15 protein-coding genes are annotated in these 15,588 nt (G+C 62.6%); 3 read left to right on the top strand and 12 right to left on the bottom strand.

Annotated features, from left to right (window positions below; genetic code table 11):
• Positions 1-37 precede the first annotated feature (37 nt).
• The 4 genes from lepB to BUS42_RS45900 all read right to left on the bottom strand — a co-directional run bounded on the left by lepB (position 38) and on the right by BUS42_RS45900 (position 4,674).
• The gene (gene lepB / locus BUS42_RS41025) at positions 38-1,453 is read right to left on the bottom strand and encodes a signal peptidase I (protein WP_254054132.1); all 1,416 of its coding nucleotides are present in this window, start codon (positions 1,451-1,453) and stop codon (positions 38-40) included.
• 152 nt (positions 1,454-1,605) lie between these two features.
• Positions 1,606-3,411, bottom strand: coding sequence for a translation elongation factor 4 (lepA, locus tag BUS42_RS41020; RefSeq protein ID WP_074317788.1), 1,806 nt, complete (start codon positions 3,409-3,411; stop codon positions 1,606-1,608).
• 109 nt (positions 3,412-3,520) lie between these two features.
• Positions 3,521-3,949 (bottom strand): hypothetical protein, encoded by a 429-nt coding sequence (locus BUS42_RS45905; protein WP_254054131.1) that lies wholly within the window; start codon positions 3,947-3,949, stop codon positions 3,521-3,523.
• Positions 3,946-4,674, bottom strand: a complete 729-nt coding sequence (locus tag BUS42_RS45900) for a hypothetical protein (protein WP_254054130.1) — start codon at positions 4,672-4,674, stop codon at positions 3,946-3,948. The genes BUS42_RS45905 and BUS42_RS45900 overlap by 4 nt, the downstream gene beginning before the upstream one ends.
• Before the next feature lie 340 nt (positions 4,675-5,014).
• Between BUS42_RS45900 and BUS42_RS41010 the strand changes: the two genes are divergently transcribed.
• The 3 genes from BUS42_RS41010 to BUS42_RS41000 all read left to right on the top strand — a co-directional run bounded on the left by BUS42_RS41010 (position 5,015) and on the right by BUS42_RS41000 (position 8,061).
• Entirely contained in the window at positions 5,015-6,175 is a 1,161-nt protein-coding gene (locus tag BUS42_RS41010; RefSeq protein ID WP_074317786.1) for an FIST signal transduction protein, read from the top strand.
• Between the two features lie 19 nt (positions 6,176-6,194).
• Positions 6,195-7,217 (top strand): dienelactone hydrolase family protein, encoded by a 1,023-nt coding sequence (locus BUS42_RS41005; protein ID WP_074317784.1) that lies wholly within the window; start codon positions 6,195-6,197, stop codon positions 7,215-7,217.
• A gap of 94 nt (positions 7,218-7,311) precedes the next feature.
• The gene (locus tag BUS42_RS41000; RefSeq protein ID WP_074317782.1) at positions 7,312-8,061 is read left to right on the top strand and encodes an SDR family NAD(P)-dependent oxidoreductase; all 750 of its coding nucleotides are present in this window, start codon (positions 7,312-7,314) and stop codon (positions 8,059-8,061) included.
• A gap of 167 nt (positions 8,062-8,228) precedes the next feature.
• On the opposite strand, the gene BUS42_RS40995 is transcribed toward BUS42_RS41000, so the two are convergent.
• The 8 genes from BUS42_RS40995 to BUS42_RS40960 form a co-directional block, all read right to left on the bottom strand.
• A complete protein-coding gene (locus BUS42_RS40995; RefSeq protein WP_074317780.1) occupies positions 8,229-8,612 on the bottom strand; it encodes a hypothetical protein in 384 nt (127 codons plus the stop codon).
• Between the two features lie 55 nt (positions 8,613-8,667).
• Positions 8,668-8,943 (bottom strand): hypothetical protein, encoded by a 276-nt coding sequence (locus BUS42_RS40990; RefSeq protein WP_143206710.1) that lies wholly within the window; start codon positions 8,941-8,943, stop codon positions 8,668-8,670.
• A gap of 237 nt (positions 8,944-9,180) precedes the next feature.
• Positions 9,181-9,480, bottom strand: a complete 300-nt coding sequence (locus tag BUS42_RS40985; protein WP_074317776.1) for a hypothetical protein — start codon at positions 9,478-9,480, stop codon at positions 9,181-9,183.
• Between the two features lie 132 nt (positions 9,481-9,612).
• Positions 9,613-9,903 (bottom strand): hypothetical protein, encoded by a 291-nt coding sequence (locus tag BUS42_RS40980; RefSeq protein WP_143206709.1) that lies wholly within the window; start codon positions 9,901-9,903, stop codon positions 9,613-9,615.
• Positions 9,904-10,268: 365 nt separating this feature from the next.
• Positions 10,269-10,919 carry a hypothetical protein gene (locus tag BUS42_RS40975; RefSeq protein WP_074317769.1) on the bottom strand — a complete coding sequence of 217 codons (651 nt, stop codon included), beginning with the start codon at positions 10,917-10,919 and terminating at the stop codon, positions 10,269-10,271.
• Positions 10,920-10,994: 75 nt separating this feature from the next.
• Positions 10,995-12,401 carry a sigma-54-dependent transcriptional regulator gene (locus BUS42_RS40970; RefSeq protein WP_074317766.1) on the bottom strand — a complete coding sequence of 469 codons (1,407 nt, stop codon included), beginning with the start codon at positions 12,399-12,401 and terminating at the stop codon, positions 10,995-10,997.
• A complete protein-coding gene (locus BUS42_RS40965) occupies positions 12,398-13,735 on the bottom strand; it encodes a sensor histidine kinase (protein ID WP_074317763.1) in 1,338 nt (445 codons plus the stop codon). Before BUS42_RS40965 ends, BUS42_RS40970 begins: the two co-directional genes overlap by 4 nt.
• A gap of 232 nt (positions 13,736-13,967) precedes the next feature.
• Positions 13,968-15,578: a hypothetical protein gene (locus BUS42_RS40960; RefSeq protein ID WP_143206708.1), complete on the bottom strand. Its 1,611-nt coding sequence runs from the start codon at positions 15,576-15,578 to the stop codon at positions 13,968-13,970.
• Between the last annotated feature and the right edge of the window lie 10 nt (positions 15,579-15,588).

Here is a 15,588-nt window from a genome sequence, read left to right as displayed (position 1 = left end):
AATGTCCCCGCTTGGTTCGGCCAGGCGCTGATTGTTGCTATCGAATGTAACGAATTTCGCGAGGATCGGGAACCCAGTACACCGACCGTCCGAAAACCTTAAGGGGAACCACCTGGCCCGGCAGATGGACCAGAAACGGCTTGCCCAGGAACAGGTCGCCCGGGACGACCGGACTTGTGGACCAGAACCGCGAGTCGTTCGAGACCGAACTGTTATCGCCGAGCACGAAAAACGAATCCGGGCCGAGCTGGTACGGCTCATCGACCCCGAACGGACGCCGGGGCGTGTTGGCCAGTGCGCTCGTGTAGAAGACGTCGCGGAAAACCTTCAGGCGTTCGATCGTCAAAGAACCACGGCGCACCCCGACCCCGATCGGGCTCACTTCCGATCCGTACCCGGCCGCCGGGTCGTCGTAGTCCACCGGGTCGAACAGCGGGACGCCGTTCAGTGAGACCGAGAGCCGGTGGTCCATGATCGAGGCTTCGAGCACGCTCGACCGCGGCGCTTCGCCTGGCTGGAACGGAATCGACACCGCGTTGCTGACCGGAACGGCCCGGTTGTTGCGGCGGACGCGTGGGAGGGTTGCCTCGTGGAACGGGAGGGTGATCACGAACCGATCCGCCCCGGAGTCGAGCCGGACGTCCACCGTCGGGGCGTCGGGACCGACGAGCAACCGGGCCTCGACCATCAGGTCGGACACCCGGTTCTCCCCGCGCAGTTCGCCACCGTTATACGGGTTGAAATCATAGATTGGGGTGTACTGCCCACGGTCGGGGTCACGGTGGCGGTACTCCGCCCAATCGATCGCGTCCTCGGTCAGCTCGTCGGCATCGTGGATGAGGAGTGGCCCTTCGGTCCGCCACGTGCTGGTCAAGCCGCTTCGCGGTCGGCCGCGATGGAACAGGAAGCGGGGAACGCGATTGGCATCTTGAGCAACGAACTGCGAGTCATACACCAAGATCCGGATCGCACGCTGCTCCTGGAGCGATTTCCGAGCGATCTTGCCGTTGATGTAAACGTCGCCCCGCAAGATTTGGACCGACTCACCGGGCAAGCCGACGACCCGCTTGACGTAGGCCTGGGTCGGATCGGCGGGGAAGTGGAACACCGCGACTTCCCAGCGCCTCGGACGCTTGAAGTCATAGAGTCCCTTTTGAACGAGCAACCGATCGCCGCTGCAAGGGACGACCGGCACTCCGTCGAGTTTGTCTTCGCCGCAATTGGGGCAGACCGGTTGGCCCGCCCTCCCCTCCTCGTCGAGACCCAACGCGAATCGCATCGCGCAATTCGGGCAGGCCACCTCTTCGTGATTGCCGAGGAGGGTGGGAGCCATCGACCCGGTCGGAACTACGTAGGCCTCGGCGGTGAAGGTCCGTAACACAAGAATGCCGAGGCTGAGTGCGATCAGGAACTCGATGGTCTGGCGCACGAACCCGGAGCGGAGGGGTGCCACGGGTGTCTCAACTGGGTCTGCAATGAGTGGGCTCATGGGCGTCGCTGCGTTGAGTCAGTCGGACGATCGTCTGGGGGAAGACAAGGGACCGTGGAACCGAGGCCACGCCGAATGCCGTCGGGGCGATCGACTGTGTCTCCCCCCGGCTCGGCTTACTCGTCGCCGTCGTCGAGGACCGAGAGGAAGGCTTCCTGCGAGATCTCGACGTTCCCGATCTGTTTCATACGCTTCTTGCCTTCTTTTTGCTTTTCCAGCAGCTTCCTTTTTCGGGAAATATCGCCGCCGTAGCACTTGGCCGTCACGTTCTTGCGGAGCGCTGAGATCGTTTCTCGGGCCACGACGCGGGTGCCAATGGCGGCCTGGATGGCGACCTCGAACTGGTGGCGGTCGATCTCCGCGCGGAGCTTGCGAACCAGCTTGCGGCCGCGACGATCCGCATGAGCACGGTGGACCACGATCGAGAGTGCATCGACCTTGGACCCGGCCACCAGGATATCGAGCCGGCAAAGGTCGCTGGCGCGGTAGCCGATCAACTCGTAGTCCATGGTGCCGTAGCCGCGGGTCGCGCTCTTCAGTTTATCGTAGAGGTCATAGATCATTTCGGCCAGGGGCAGCTCATAGCTCAGGATCGCACGCGTCGGCGTCATGTACTCGGTTTTCAAGTACGTGCCGCGGCGGTCCTCGCAGAGCTGCATGATGGCGCCGATGGAATCGGACGGGAGAATGAAGCTGACCTTGGCGACCGGCTCGCGGAATTCCTCAATGTCCCCCGCGTCGGGAATCCGGGTCGGATTGGAGACGAGCATCGTCTCCCCTCGTTTGTTGAGGATTTCGTAGGTCACGTTCGGAGCGGTCTGAACCAGAGCGAGGTCGCTCTCGCGTTCCAGCCGCTGCTGGACGATCTCCATGTGGAGCATGCCCAGGAAGCCGCAACGGAACCCAAACCCGAGGGCGTCGGACGTTTCCGGCTCGAACGAGAAGCTCGAGTCATTGAGCGCGAGCTTCTGGAGCGCGGTCCTGAGGTCCTCGAATTGGTTGTGCGTCGCCGGGAAGAGCCCGCAGAAAACGACCGGGACCGGTTCCTGATACCCTGGTAGGGCAACCTCCGCCCCGCGCGGCGACTCGGTGAGAGTATCGCCGATGTTCACGTCAGCGAGCTTCTTGATATTGGCGTGGACATAGCCGACCTGCCCGACCCCAAGCTCGTCGCACGCCACCGAGTGAGGGCGGAAGCGACCGAGGCCGATGACCTCGTGCTCGGTCCCCCCCGCCATCAGGCGAACCTTCTGGCCGACGCGGAGAATGCCGTCGACGACCCGGACGTAGATGATCACCCCCTGGTAGTCATCGAACTTCGAGTCGAAGATCAAGGCCCGCAGCGGGGCCGCCGGATTTCCCGAAGGCGCGGGGACGCGATCGATGATGGCGCGGAAGACATCCGGCACGCCCAGCCCCGTCTTGGCGCTGATGGCCAGCACGTCGTCGGGGTCGATCCCGAGGGTGGCCATGATCTCCTCGCGGATCTCATCGGGCCGGGCCGCCTGCATGTCGATCTTATTCAGCACGGGGACGATCGCCAGGTCGCCGGCGATCGCCAGGTAAGCGTTGGCGACCGTCTGGGCCTGCACCCCTTGGGTAGCGTCGACCAGGAGGATCGCCCCCTCGCAGGCCGCCAGGCTGCGTGAAACTTCGTAGTGGAAGTCGACGTGGCCGGGGGTATCGATCAGGTTCAACTCATACGTTTGACCGTTCAGGTCGTAATTGATCGCGACCGCGCGTGCCTTGATCGTGATCCCGCGTTCCCGCTCCAGGTCCATATCGTCCAGGAGCTGCTCGCGAAACTCGCGCTGAGTGATCGCCCCCGACTGGAGCAAGAGCTGGTCGGCCAGCGTGCTCTTGCCGTGATCGATGTGCGCCACGATCGAAAAATTGCGAATAAATTTGGGGTCGAGGACCATAGACAAGGATCCAAAAGTAAGAGAGTCTGTCGCGAACAAGGGGCCGAGGTTGTCAACGCGCTCAAGAAAAGAAAAAAACTAGGAGGGCCGGCGGGACGAACCCGTCCGGTCAATGGATCCGCTGCGCTCTCTCGAGCCTCGCGGCCACTCTCGATTGTTCGACATCCTCGAGCGGTCCGTCAATCCGGCGATTTCCGTAAGCGGGCAAATTAACCCAACGCGAGAGCGCATGGTCGGCGTTGATCGCACGACGGAGCATCATCGCGACGTCGTAACTCAAGACGGCCGCGCCGTCTCGAGCCAGGTGGTGAGGGTCGAAGAATACCTGGGGATCATAATTGGCGTGGCGACCGTCGAGCACGGTCACGTTCGAGAATTCCGCCTGGAAGCCTCGGACAAATTTCTGGTGCCGCGCGTCGAATCCGCTCTGCTCGCAACGCTGCTGAAGCGCGGGTTGGATCGGCGGCAATAACCAGAATACCCGGATCTTACGCGCTGCGGCCAGTGTCAGGATCCGCCGGATGTATCCGTCATTCACCGGATGGCAGGCCCAGTCGCCTGGAAAGTAAGTCTTTGACCAAGTCTCCAGGTCCTTCTCGAGCACCGAGCTCGGGGTCGAGGGACAGAGGAGCCCCCCCGATTGATCTCGAGGTTGCGTCTCAGGCTCGGGGGAACATGGTGGTGGTCACCTCGGTCCTCGCCGTTCAACGCGGCCAAGACGTGGCTGCGAACTTCCGGTCGAGACCGAACGGTCGGAACGATTTTGGCGATGGCGACTCGGCCCAGGAACTCGGCGTCCCAGCCCGCCCAGGCCAGATCGATGAGCTCGTCAAACCGGGCGAGCGACGTCCAAGGGTCGAGGCCAGCCAACGGCGACGACTGCAAATGCCGTGGGAAGAAGTCGAGCACGAGAGCGTCGGGCCGCCCCCCTGTATCGAGCACCCGGCGGAGCAGGTAGTAGGTCGACGCCGCCTGACCGCCGCTGATCGCCAGGTTGCAAGTCGATAGCCCCGTGAGCTTTTCGACAACCGGCGAGGCCACGCCAACCTGCACCAGGCTATCCCCGAGACAGACGACTCGAGGCGACGGGCCCGGCCGCTCGGCGCGACGGCCGGTCTGGTTCCAGGTCCAGGCGTCGATCTTCAGGAACAGGTCCTTCTCATGCTTGGCCGCGAACGACTCAAAGACGAGCACCAATGCGACCATCCCCAGGAAGCCCCAGGGGAGCGAGCGGAGGGGAGAGCGAGGGTCATGACCGCTCATGAAACGTCTCACCCTAAGCCCATGTCGGAGCGTGCGAGAAAAGAACGCGGCGCCGGATTTCGATCCCCCGCACCGAGTGCTCCTCTCGTTCCGAGAACCAATTGATGATGGGCAAATGGTGCGCGGAGCGGGGGCATTAGGGTGATCTCTTCTGGGAGATTATATCGGACGGGTCGGCGCACGTTAAGTACAACTTGGTCCTGAATCTCAGCCGAGCACGCGTCGAACGGGCACCGATCGTCGACAAAACCTATCGTGCCGAGAAACTCTGACGCTACAATCGTCGCGGCATCAACCCTGGCTGCGATCCTCCGCCCCGAGGAATCGAAGGAACCTTCTCATGAAATGCGTCTCGGCCCTTTCGACTTTGACGAACACCGAGGCGGCGATCCAGGAAGTCGTGGAGCGCGCGGCCGCGTTGATGGGGGGCGAACCTGGCGACCTGGCCCTTGTTTTCGCCTCGCCCCACCATGCTGCCGGCATGGCGAAGCTGACCGAAGCGATCCGAGCCCACCAACTGGGGCGTCATGTGCTCGGCTGCACCGGGGAGTCGATCGTCGCCGACGGCCAGGAGATCGAAGGCGCCGCTGCGCTGGGCCTCTGGTCGGCCCGGCTTCCGGACGTGGACCTGAAGCCGTTCCGTCTGACGTTTGTGGACGGCGAGTTTTCCGGCATGCCGACCGCCGGCGGTTCGTCTCTGCTGCTTCTGGGCGACCCTTTCTCGTTTCCCGCGGATCAGTTCTTGCTCCGGGCAAACGGCGAACTCCCCGGGCTCCGGGTGGTCGGGGGAATGGCGAGCGGAGCCAACGCTCCGGGCCAGAATCGCTTGATCCTCGACGGTGAGACTTTTCAGGACGGAGCCGTCGCGATCAGCCTGGAGGGGGCACTCGTCCTTCGAACCATCGTCAGCCAGGGCTGCCGTCCGATCGGCCGACCCTACATCGTCACCAAGGCCGAGCAGAACCTGATCCGGGAGCTCGGCCGACGCCCGGCACTCGAGGTCCTGGGCGAGCTGTTCGCGACCCTCCCGCCGGGCGACCAGCATCGCGTCCAGCACGGACTTCACGTCGGCCGCGTGATCAACGAGTACCAGGAGTCGTTCCAGCGCGGCGACTTCTTGGTTCACAACGTCCTCGGCGCCGACGAGGTCGGCGGGATTGCCATCTCGGACCGCGCGAAGGTCGGGCAGACCGTCCAGTTCCACGTCCGCGACGAGGAGACGGCCGACGAGGATCTTCGCGCGCTCCTCGAAAAGGATCGCGACTTGCATCCCGATGCCAACGTCCGAGGCGCCTTGCTCTTCACCTGCAACGGACGGGGCACTCGCCTTTTCAGCGAGCCTCACCACGATGTGACCGTGCTGCAAAACGTCTTCAACGCGATCCCGACCGCCGGCTTCTTCGCGATGGGCGAACTCGGACCGGTCGGTGGCCAGAACTTCGTCCACGGGTACACGGCCAGCATTGTTCTCTTCGAAGAGCCCGGTTCTCCGTCCGCCTAACGCCGAAGAGGCTCGACCCATGCTCGCCCCCTCTCGCCCCGGCTGGCTCGCCGAGGTCCAACAGCCCCCGGCCCTGATCCCCAAAACGGCCGCGCAACCGGCTCCGCTCTTGTTCGACGCACTACACCAACCGATCCGGACGATCGAAGCCTGGGAACAGCGTCGCTCAGAACTGGCCGACCGCTGGAAAACCTTCCTGGGCACGATCGCCGCGCCCCGAGCCCGCCCCAGCTTGACCGTACTCGAAGAGGATAAGTCGGAGGGGGTCGTCCGTCAGTTGGTTCGCTACGAAGCCGAACCCGGCCTACCGATTGAAGGATACCTGTTACGGCCCGAAGCCCTCGGCCAAGGCCGACCCGGCGCCGTGGTCCTCCATTCGACGGTGGAGTACACGATTCGCCAGCCCGCGGGCCTCGAAGGCACCGCCGACAAGTTCATCGGCCTGCATCTCGCCCGACGCGGCTACGTGACCTTCTCCCCGCGCTGTTTCCTCTGGCAGTACAGCCGCGGCAATAAGCTGCTCCAGGCCGTCGATTGGCTGCATCAGCGTCATCCCAACGTGACCGGCATGGGAAAGATGCTCTTCGACGCGATCCGAGCGGTCGACATCCTCGCGGGCCAGGACGACGTCGACCCCAAGCGGATCGGCGCCATCGGCCACTCACTGGGTGCGAAGGAGGCCTTCTATCTCGCCGCTTTCGATCCCAGGATCAAGGCGACCGTCTCCAGCGAGGGCGGGATCGGCCTGACCTACTCCAACTGGGAGGCCCCGTGGTATCTCGGCGAGGCGATCCGCCGCCCGGGTTTTCCCCTCGATAACGCCGAGGTTCTTGCCCTCATCGCCCCTCGGGCCTTCCTCCTGATCGGCGGCGACTCCGCCGACGGTGACGCGAGTTGGCCCTACATCGACGCCGTCACCCCGGTCTGGTCGCTCACCGGCGCGGCCGACGCCGTCGGCCTCTTCAACCACCGCCATGGGCACGCCTTCCCGGCCGTGGCCCAGGAGCGATCCTGCCAGTGGCTCGACTGGTTCCTCGGCTGACCGGGTACTTACGAAAAGGTGCGTACTTGCCCCGTCGAAAGCCACGCCTATCATACCCCCCGTTCCGGCCTTTCAACCGAATGGGGGTGGTGCGATGGGGAAGCTTGACAACAAGGTTGCGGTCATCACCGGCGGTAACAGCGGCATGGGCTTGGCCACGGCGCAGCGGTTCGTCGCCGAAGGGGCGTATGTGTTCATCACAGGCCGCCGTCAAGCCGAGCTCGACAAGGCCGTCGCGCTGATCGGGAAAAATGTCACCGGCGTGCAGGGCGACGTCTCCAACCTGGCCGACCTCGACCGGCTGTACGCCACGGTGAAGGAACAGAAGGGGCGCGTTGACATCCTGTTCGCCAACGCCGGAATAGGCGAACTCACCCCGCTCGGGTCGATCACCGAAGAGCAATTCGACAAGGTGTTCGACATCAACGTCAGGGGCTTGCTTTTCTCGGTCCAGAAGGCGCTACCGTTGTTCGTCGACGGCGGGTCGATCATCCTGAACGCCTCCATCGCGTCGATCAAGGGAATGCCGGCCATGAGCGTCTACAGCGCCAGCAAGGCGGCCGTGCGCTCGTTTGCCCGGAGCTGGACGGTCGACCTGAAGGAGCGCAAGATCCGCGTCAACACCCTTAGCCCCGGCCCGATCGATACACCGATCCTGAAGGGAATCGCCTCGACCGAGGAAGAACTCCAGCAGATCAAGTCGAGCTTCGCCGCGCAGGTCCCGCTCGAGCGCATGGGCACCTCGGATGAGATCGCGAAAGTCGCCCTGTTCCTGGCATCCGACGACAGCAGCTATGTCACGGGCATTGAACTGTTCGTCGACGGCGGAATGGCGCAGGTCTGATCCATCGCTCGGAACGTCCACCCCGACACGAGCCCGAGGTGGACGAACCTACATATTCCCGAACTTCCTGTAGGGTGGGCACGGCCCACCTGGATTCCCCCCCGGACTGAAAGCTCAACAACGCGCGGCTCAATCAGGCGTCTCGGTGATTGAAAATCATCAGACCATCAAGACTCGTTCAAGCCCGTTACCGTCCGTGGGTGAGCCCAACGAAGTGAGAGGTAGAAGAGTGTCCCGAAGGCGAGTCCCAAGAGCAGATGGACCGCCAAGTTCGCCAGAAAAAGTGTCCCGGTGATCATGGCGATGTCGGGGAAGATGTAGCCCCGCTTCAAGATCAGAACAGTGAGGATCCCCTGACAGATCCCACCGACGCCGCCGCCCGTGATCAGAGCGGACCGATCCTGCCGACAGGCCAGTGCCGCGAGCGTCGCGCCCAGCAGCGGTCCGGTGATGTAGAAAAACGCCTCCTCCTGGAGTCGTACAAAGAGTCCAAGGATCAGAGCGCAGACGACAACCAGAAGCATCACGCCGAGTATCGAGATGCGAATCACTTGAGTCCTCCGTTCTCGGCACCACACTCGCTCAACCTCTCGCTCTGGTACAAGGTCAGATGGACGAGCTCTTGGGTTGCAGCATCCTCGTGCGTCTCAGTCGCCACAAGTCGAGCATCAGCCCGGCCCCTGGAACGAGGACGACAAGATACCAGTACCAGAAGCCCCGCATGAGGCGATCATCGACGAAGACAGCGAAAGTCCAGCCGAGGATCAGGTAGGGGATCGAGCAGCAGCCAAGTCGGACCGCTAACCGTTTTCCAACCTCGCCCGAATTCATCGGTTCAAACAGCATGTCGGCTCGCTGGTTGAATCGGATTGGTCGTAACATGGAGTCGCCTCTGAATCCCGCCTAATGGCGGTGGCCAACCGCCCGCGACGCCTCGACTGTACCACAAGGTTCCCTCCCCCGGCGTGAGCTATTCCCCCTCTCGTGGCTCAATCAGGCCTGGTGGGCCTACAAACAGGAAAACACATTCTCGCGCAGGCTCTAACTGATGTTGGAGCCAAGTTTGCTGAATCGACCCGGCGTGGAAACCGCCTCAGGTGCCTGGCCGATGCCGGTCACTCATTGATTCGTTTCGAGAATCGAAGCGCTTCCACGCAACCTGTTCAGCAACCGACCAACGATGGCGATGGCGATCAAGCTCAGGGCGGGGTAAATCGATAAGGCCAGCCAGCCTTCCGATCTGAAAATCTCGGCGTGATACATTTGATACATCGCCTCATGCCACGTCTTATTGACAATGCCGTTCTGCATGGCAGCTGGACGATATGCCATCTCGGCGTGGAAATTGTTGAGGTGGACAACGCGAACGTGGTGCGAAACGAGCCAAATGAACCAGCCCAGAATGCCAACGGCCACCATCAAACCCCGGATCGAGAGTCGAAAGGGTGGCAGAGTCCGCCATTGGACGTCAATCTGTAACGGAAGTAGCGGGATCTTGAGTCGCAGGGAGCCTCCGAATCCCAGAAGTGCTCAGCAAAGCGATACCGACCTTCACGTGGCCTCGTCTTCGGCACGGGCGAGGGCCAGCCTGCGATTCATCCGGGGGATCGAGAACAGGATAGGCAAGTTGAAGAGCATCGCCGCCTGATTCCACGGGCGTGGTATCAGAAACATCCAGACAAGCATTCCCGCAAACCAGACCCAGCACATAGCCGCCAGCCGGATCATCAAGGAACGTTCCCTGGGTCGTTTCGTGTTCCTGATGCTGAAGTAGGTGCCGATGACGCCTCCCATCACTCCGAGGCTGCTCCCGACGATACCCAAGACCAAACCCGTGCCCATCTCGTCTGTTCCGATGCCGGCCGAAGCCAAAACCATCAACTGACCTCTTGATTCAGTTCATGTAAGACATCCGTAGCCAAGCAGGACAGCGATCACGACCGCATCGAACTTGATACCCAAGAGGCCCCAAAGACAGAATCACAGGGAGCCGGCGGCCAGAAACTTAAAGAGGGTAAGGCAAGAATCCTGCGTAATTCATCATGAGTCGCGATCGCACGCCCATGTTACTGAATCACTCGGAAGACCCAACGGATAAGCCAGGATACAAACAAGGCTTCTCTTGAAAACCTCTGGAGGGCCCCGCATGACCTGAGCCTCGATGCGATGCAAACCGGGATCGAGTCTACCGTCATGACGAGAGCTACTCAGTGACGTTGGACCCAATCTTGCGAAATCACGTCAGCACGGGACTTGACGGCTGGTAGTCGACGTTCCTGCCAGTGCGCGGCGATGGAAAGTCCAATGGCGAGGGCCGCCGCGACCACCACGAACGGATCGCGACGCGGGTCGTGATAGACGATCCCTGCAACCAAGATTGCCAAGGCGAGCAGGAACGCTCCCGACTGTACCCACCAGCAGGCCAGTCGGGATCGCACCAGCTCTCGCCCCTGCGAGAGGCAGAGAAGCAGCAGCGCTGTCACCGCCGTGGCCATTCCCCCGACGAGGAAGAGTGTCGGCCGGCCGTTGCCGAGTGGACTGGGATTAGGAGGTGCGGGTTGGCGGATGGTCCAGATGCCCACCGCGATCAAGACGATCGACCAGGAACCCAGGAGTGTGGCGACCCCAAGTAACAGCCTCCTGCGATCAGTGGGAGCGATCATCAGGGGGGGCGGCGGCGGCTCGAGGGTCAAGACGCACGAGTTCCCCCGCCGAGTGGTGCGTCGCCCGACGGCCTCGATCTCGGAGCAGCCGGTCTCTTCGAGGCAGTCGAGGCACCAGCCGAACACGACCAGGCCGTTCGGCAAGTGCCCGACAGCCTGGGGGATGGCGAGTCGATCGCATCGAGCGCAACGCATGGATATCCGGTCCTACACGATCGCCCGCGACCGCGTCGGCGGTTCCGACCCGGCGCGCGGAGCGGGCTCCTGGTTTCAGGCGGGGCGAACTCCGATATCCTCGAGCTTGCGGTAGAGCGAAGAGAGGCCGAGACCAAGCCGGCGGGCCGCCTCGCGCTTGTCATCCTCGCATTTCTCCAGGACGCGTTGAATGTGCTGGCGTTCGTAATCCCGAAGCGCGGCACGGAGGTCATCGCCCTCGGTCGTCGTCTCTCCGAGGTCTTCGATCAGGCCGGGTGCGAAGTCCTCGGGCGAGAGAATCGGCCCTTCGCTGAGGATGACCGCGCGCTCCAACGCGTTATCGAGCTCGCGAACGTTCCCCTTCCAGGGGGCGTTCATCAGGCCGCGAATGGTGTTGTTGTCCACCCCGTCGACGGGTCGCCCCATTCGTTTCGCATGACGCGCCAGCAGCACGGCGATGAGTTCGGGGATGTCTTCACGACGATCGCGGAGTGGGGGCATCGTGATGCTCACCACGTTGAGCCGGTAATAGAGATCCGCGCGGAATCGGTTCTCCGTGACCTCGGTCGCGAGCACCTTATTGGTGGCCGCCACCACTCTTGCCTCGACCCGAACCGTTCGGGTCGCGCCGATCGGGAGCACTTCCTTGTTCTCGATCGCCCGCAGCAATTTCGCCTGGGTGGCCAAGGGGAGCTCGCCGATCTCGTCGAGGAAAACCGTCCCGTGGCCGGCGGCGACGAAGAGGCCCGCATGGTCGCGATCGGCGCCGGTGAACGCCCCGCGGACATGGCCGAAGAGCTGGTTTTCCAGCAAGTCGTGGGGAATCGCGGCACAATTGACCGCGAGGAACGCGGAATCGGGGTCGGGGCCGAGCGTGTGCAGGGCATGTGCACATAACTCCTTGCCGGTGCCCGACTCGCCGGTGATCAAGACGTTGCTCCGAGTGGGCCCGACCTTGCGGATCAGCGTCTTGACCGATTTCATCGCCTGACCCTGCCCGACCAGGGTTTCCAGGTCGGTCGGCGCGTGCAGTTGCCGGCGCAGTGCCTGGTTCTCGATGAGGAGTCGGCGATAGCCCATCAATCGATCAATCTTAACAAGGAGCTCCTCGAAGATGACCGGCTTGATCAAATAGTCGTGGGCCCCCCGCTGGAACGCGCCGACGGCGTTTTCGACCGTCGCGAACGCCGTGATCATCATCACGAGCGTGTCGGGGCGGACCTTGAGAAGCCGGTCGAGGAGTGCAAGTCCGTCGAGGCCCGGCAACTGCACGTCACAGAGCGCCAGGTCGGGCTCGAGACGTTCGGCCATGGCGAGCGCCGAGGGCGCATCATTGGCGACGCCAACCTCAAATCCCTCACTCGTGAGGAATTCTTCCAGAGTCGAGGCCAGCACCTCTTCATCATCGACGATCAGGATCCGGCCGCGACCGTCGTTGGGTCGGCTTGCGGAGGGATCACGTTTCTCTTGAATGCGAATCAAGGGGCCGCACTCCTTTCAGAGTCGGCGGCAACGAGGACGGGTTCAGGATGCTCGGCTCGGAGTCGGACGGTGAATTTTGAGCCCCGGTCCACTTCAGATTCGTAGGACAATGAGCCCCCCATCTCCTCGAGGATTTGCCGGCAGACGAACAGGCCCAAACCGGTGCCGTGCGGCTTGGTGGTGAAGAACGGCTGGAAGAGGCGGCTACAGTCGGATTCGGGGATGCCTCGACCCTCGTCCTCGACGGCCAACATTACCCACCCGTCATCGGCTTTCGCCGCGAGGTGGATCCGTCCCCCCGTGTCGGTGGCGTCGATAGCATTTAAGACCAGATTGAGCACTACCTGGGTCAGGTGGTCGCGAACCGCGCGAACCGGAAAGAGATCGATGGCGAAATCCGTGGAGATCGCCCGTTGCTTGGTGCGTTGATAGTACTTGGCGATCCCGAGCGCCTCCTCCACCACGTCGGCCGGCCGCACCCGGACCATCGCGGTGGACGCGGGCCTGGAGAAGTCGACGAGCTCTCGAATCGTCCGCTGGATCCGCCCAAGCTGCTGCGCCGCGAGATCGAGCTTCTCCGCCGTGTAGGGGTCGGGGCCTCGTCTCTGGAGGATCTGGACCAGTGAGCTGAGTGCGGCCAACGGGTTGCCGACCTCATGGGCGATGCCCGCGGCCAGGAGGCCGAAGGCCGCCATCTTCTCATGCTGGATCTCCCGGGCCTGGGAGGCCCGCAGCGCGGCGGTTCGGTCGGCGACCCGGCGTTCGAGATCGAGGCGATGGCTTTCCAACTCGGCATTGAGATTCTCGAGGCGTGCTCCGGTCCGTTTCAAGAGCGAAGCGAGCGACGAGGTCGCCCAGGTGGACCAGGCCATGATCGCCAGCGTGAGGGGCCAGTCCGACGTTTCCCCGGGCTTGATTCCCAGTTCCAAGGCCAAGGTCAGGAGGCTCAGGCAGTGAATGCCCAGGGTCAGCCAGGCCGTCCTCGGTTGATACCTGATGGCGCAACAGATCAAGGAAAGGAGGTAATACCAGCGGAACGGGCTGGTCAACCCCGTATCGTGGTAGCAAAGCAAGGCGATAAAAATCGACTCCATGAGCGACACGAACAGCGGCCAGCGCTTGAGGAAGACTTCCCCCATCCTGTAAAACGCCAGATCGAGCGCGGCATAGCCGGCCCCCAGCGCCAGGAAAGCGCGGACCGCCGACGGGTTGTGGAGCCCCGTCCGGGTCTGAACCAGAACGTACCCCATCACGATCCCGAACCAGCGGATCTTGACCACGATCGACTCGGTGGCCAGATCCCATCTCAGTCGTTCTTTCGGTGTCGCAAACATCGCCTTCAGCCGTCAGGATCATCGCGCAAGGGATCGTGATCTCCGGCCACTCGCCGGCGCCCCAGCCCTACTACAAGGATTATAGCCGGTCGTCGAATTTCGAACACCGACGGTCGGTGACGGTCTCGACTTGAGACGTCGCCAGTACACGTCACCCGCCCGACCAACGGCCAGATGGATCGCCACGAATCGTGGGAATCCTGGAGCACCCGTCGGCCAAGATCGACCGTGACTACCGGACCGGTATCTTTTCCCAGGCGTGCGTCGTCGTGACGGTCTGGATTTTTCGCCGGTAGACGCGAAACGTATCGACGTCAGAGATTCTTTCATATTCCCGCAAAAAATCGGCGAACCGCGGGTCAAGAGAATAATATGCCAGATAGTCAAATCGCCGTCCGTTGAACGCTGGCATCTGCTCGGTCGCATCAACGAGGAGAAGCGTGGGCCGATCCCTCAAGAGATCGTTCACCACGATCTCAAAGAGAGACCGCTCAGTTCGCCCCATCTCCCCCGTCATCCCCATCGCTTCAGCTTGCGTAGCGAGCAGTCCCTCGGGATAGAGCTTAGGCAAGAACAAGAGACAGGCATGGCCCGCCTTCCAGCTCACCTCGCCGTAATTCACCAACGGGAATGAGGCCGCGACCGCAGGTGAGAACGTATAGAGGCTGCCGGAGCGCGCGTTGTCTCTCACGAGCCGGATCATCTGCCCCAGGGTCGTATCCGACTCGCCCGGACATCCTCTCCAGATCAGCGAGTCGCCAATCCGCGCGTACGCCGCGCCGCAGACGATGGCGACCAGAACGCACCGGGTCATGAGGATCGAGCCCCGCTGGAGCCGGTCTTCGACACCTCGCGCTCCCACCGCGAGGAGCCCGATGAGCATCATCGCCGTGGCGAAGGCTGGGTAGAAATGATAGCTGTACCCCTTGTTTTGAAGGAACGCGATTCCCAGCAGGCTCAGATTTGCAATCAGGAGTAGTTGGCAGTACGCGCGGAGTTCCCCCCGCGGACGGATGGCCAGAAACGCCAATGAGGCGACCATCGACAAGCGCGTCGCCGGCGCGCTCATCAGAGTCGAGACCGAAGCCTGGCTGCATGCGGCATACACGGGCGCGATCCACCGGAGCCAGCCCGGGTATTCCGGGGTGAACACCAGAATCGCGATCCCATAGACGAGCCCGACCACCATCACTGCGATCGCCTCAGGTCGGAACCAGATCCGCCATCCCCGCCACGCCCACGCCAGAGTCACTTCGATCGCGATCCAGAGCAAGAGAAAGTGAGGCTTGAGCGCGAGGCCGACTCCGGCAATGAGACCCACCAAGCACGGCATCCCAACACCCATGGGACGGTCCTTCACCCGAGCCGAGCCCAACAGGAGGAAAGGAAAGCACAAGATGAGCATGAGGTGTTCACGCTGTCCAAAGTCGTACCCCGCCAGCGGGAGAAAGGCGACCATCGCAATCCCAAGAACATACCGACGCATGGATAGGCTGACGAGATTGGCTCGAGCCAACGTTCTGCCTGACAAGAAAAGCGATCCTGCCAGCACGCCGAGCATGAGGATACGGAACGAGAGGATTTCCGAAATCTCCAGACCGCGAGCGAGCAAGACGGGTGCAAACGTGAGCCAGACAATGAGCGGAGGGTTAATCTCCAAGACTTCGACATAGAGCCTTCGCCCCCCCAACACGGAATCGGCCGCGCAGAGGAGCCAGGCGACATCGTGATTCAAGAGGCCGAGAAACACCGGCAGGGCAGCGAGGCCGAACCCGACGACCCAGATGCAGACGGTGAGTCCGCGACGGGCCAGGGACTTGCTGGGTACGGTCACGACGGGCATCGACTGAAAC

It is taken from the genome of Singulisphaera sp. GP187, assembly GCF_900129635.1.
Classification (GTDB): domain Bacteria; phylum Planctomycetota; class Planctomycetia; order Isosphaerales; family Isosphaeraceae; genus Singulisphaera.
This window is presented reverse-complemented; position numbering and strand designations above follow the sequence as displayed.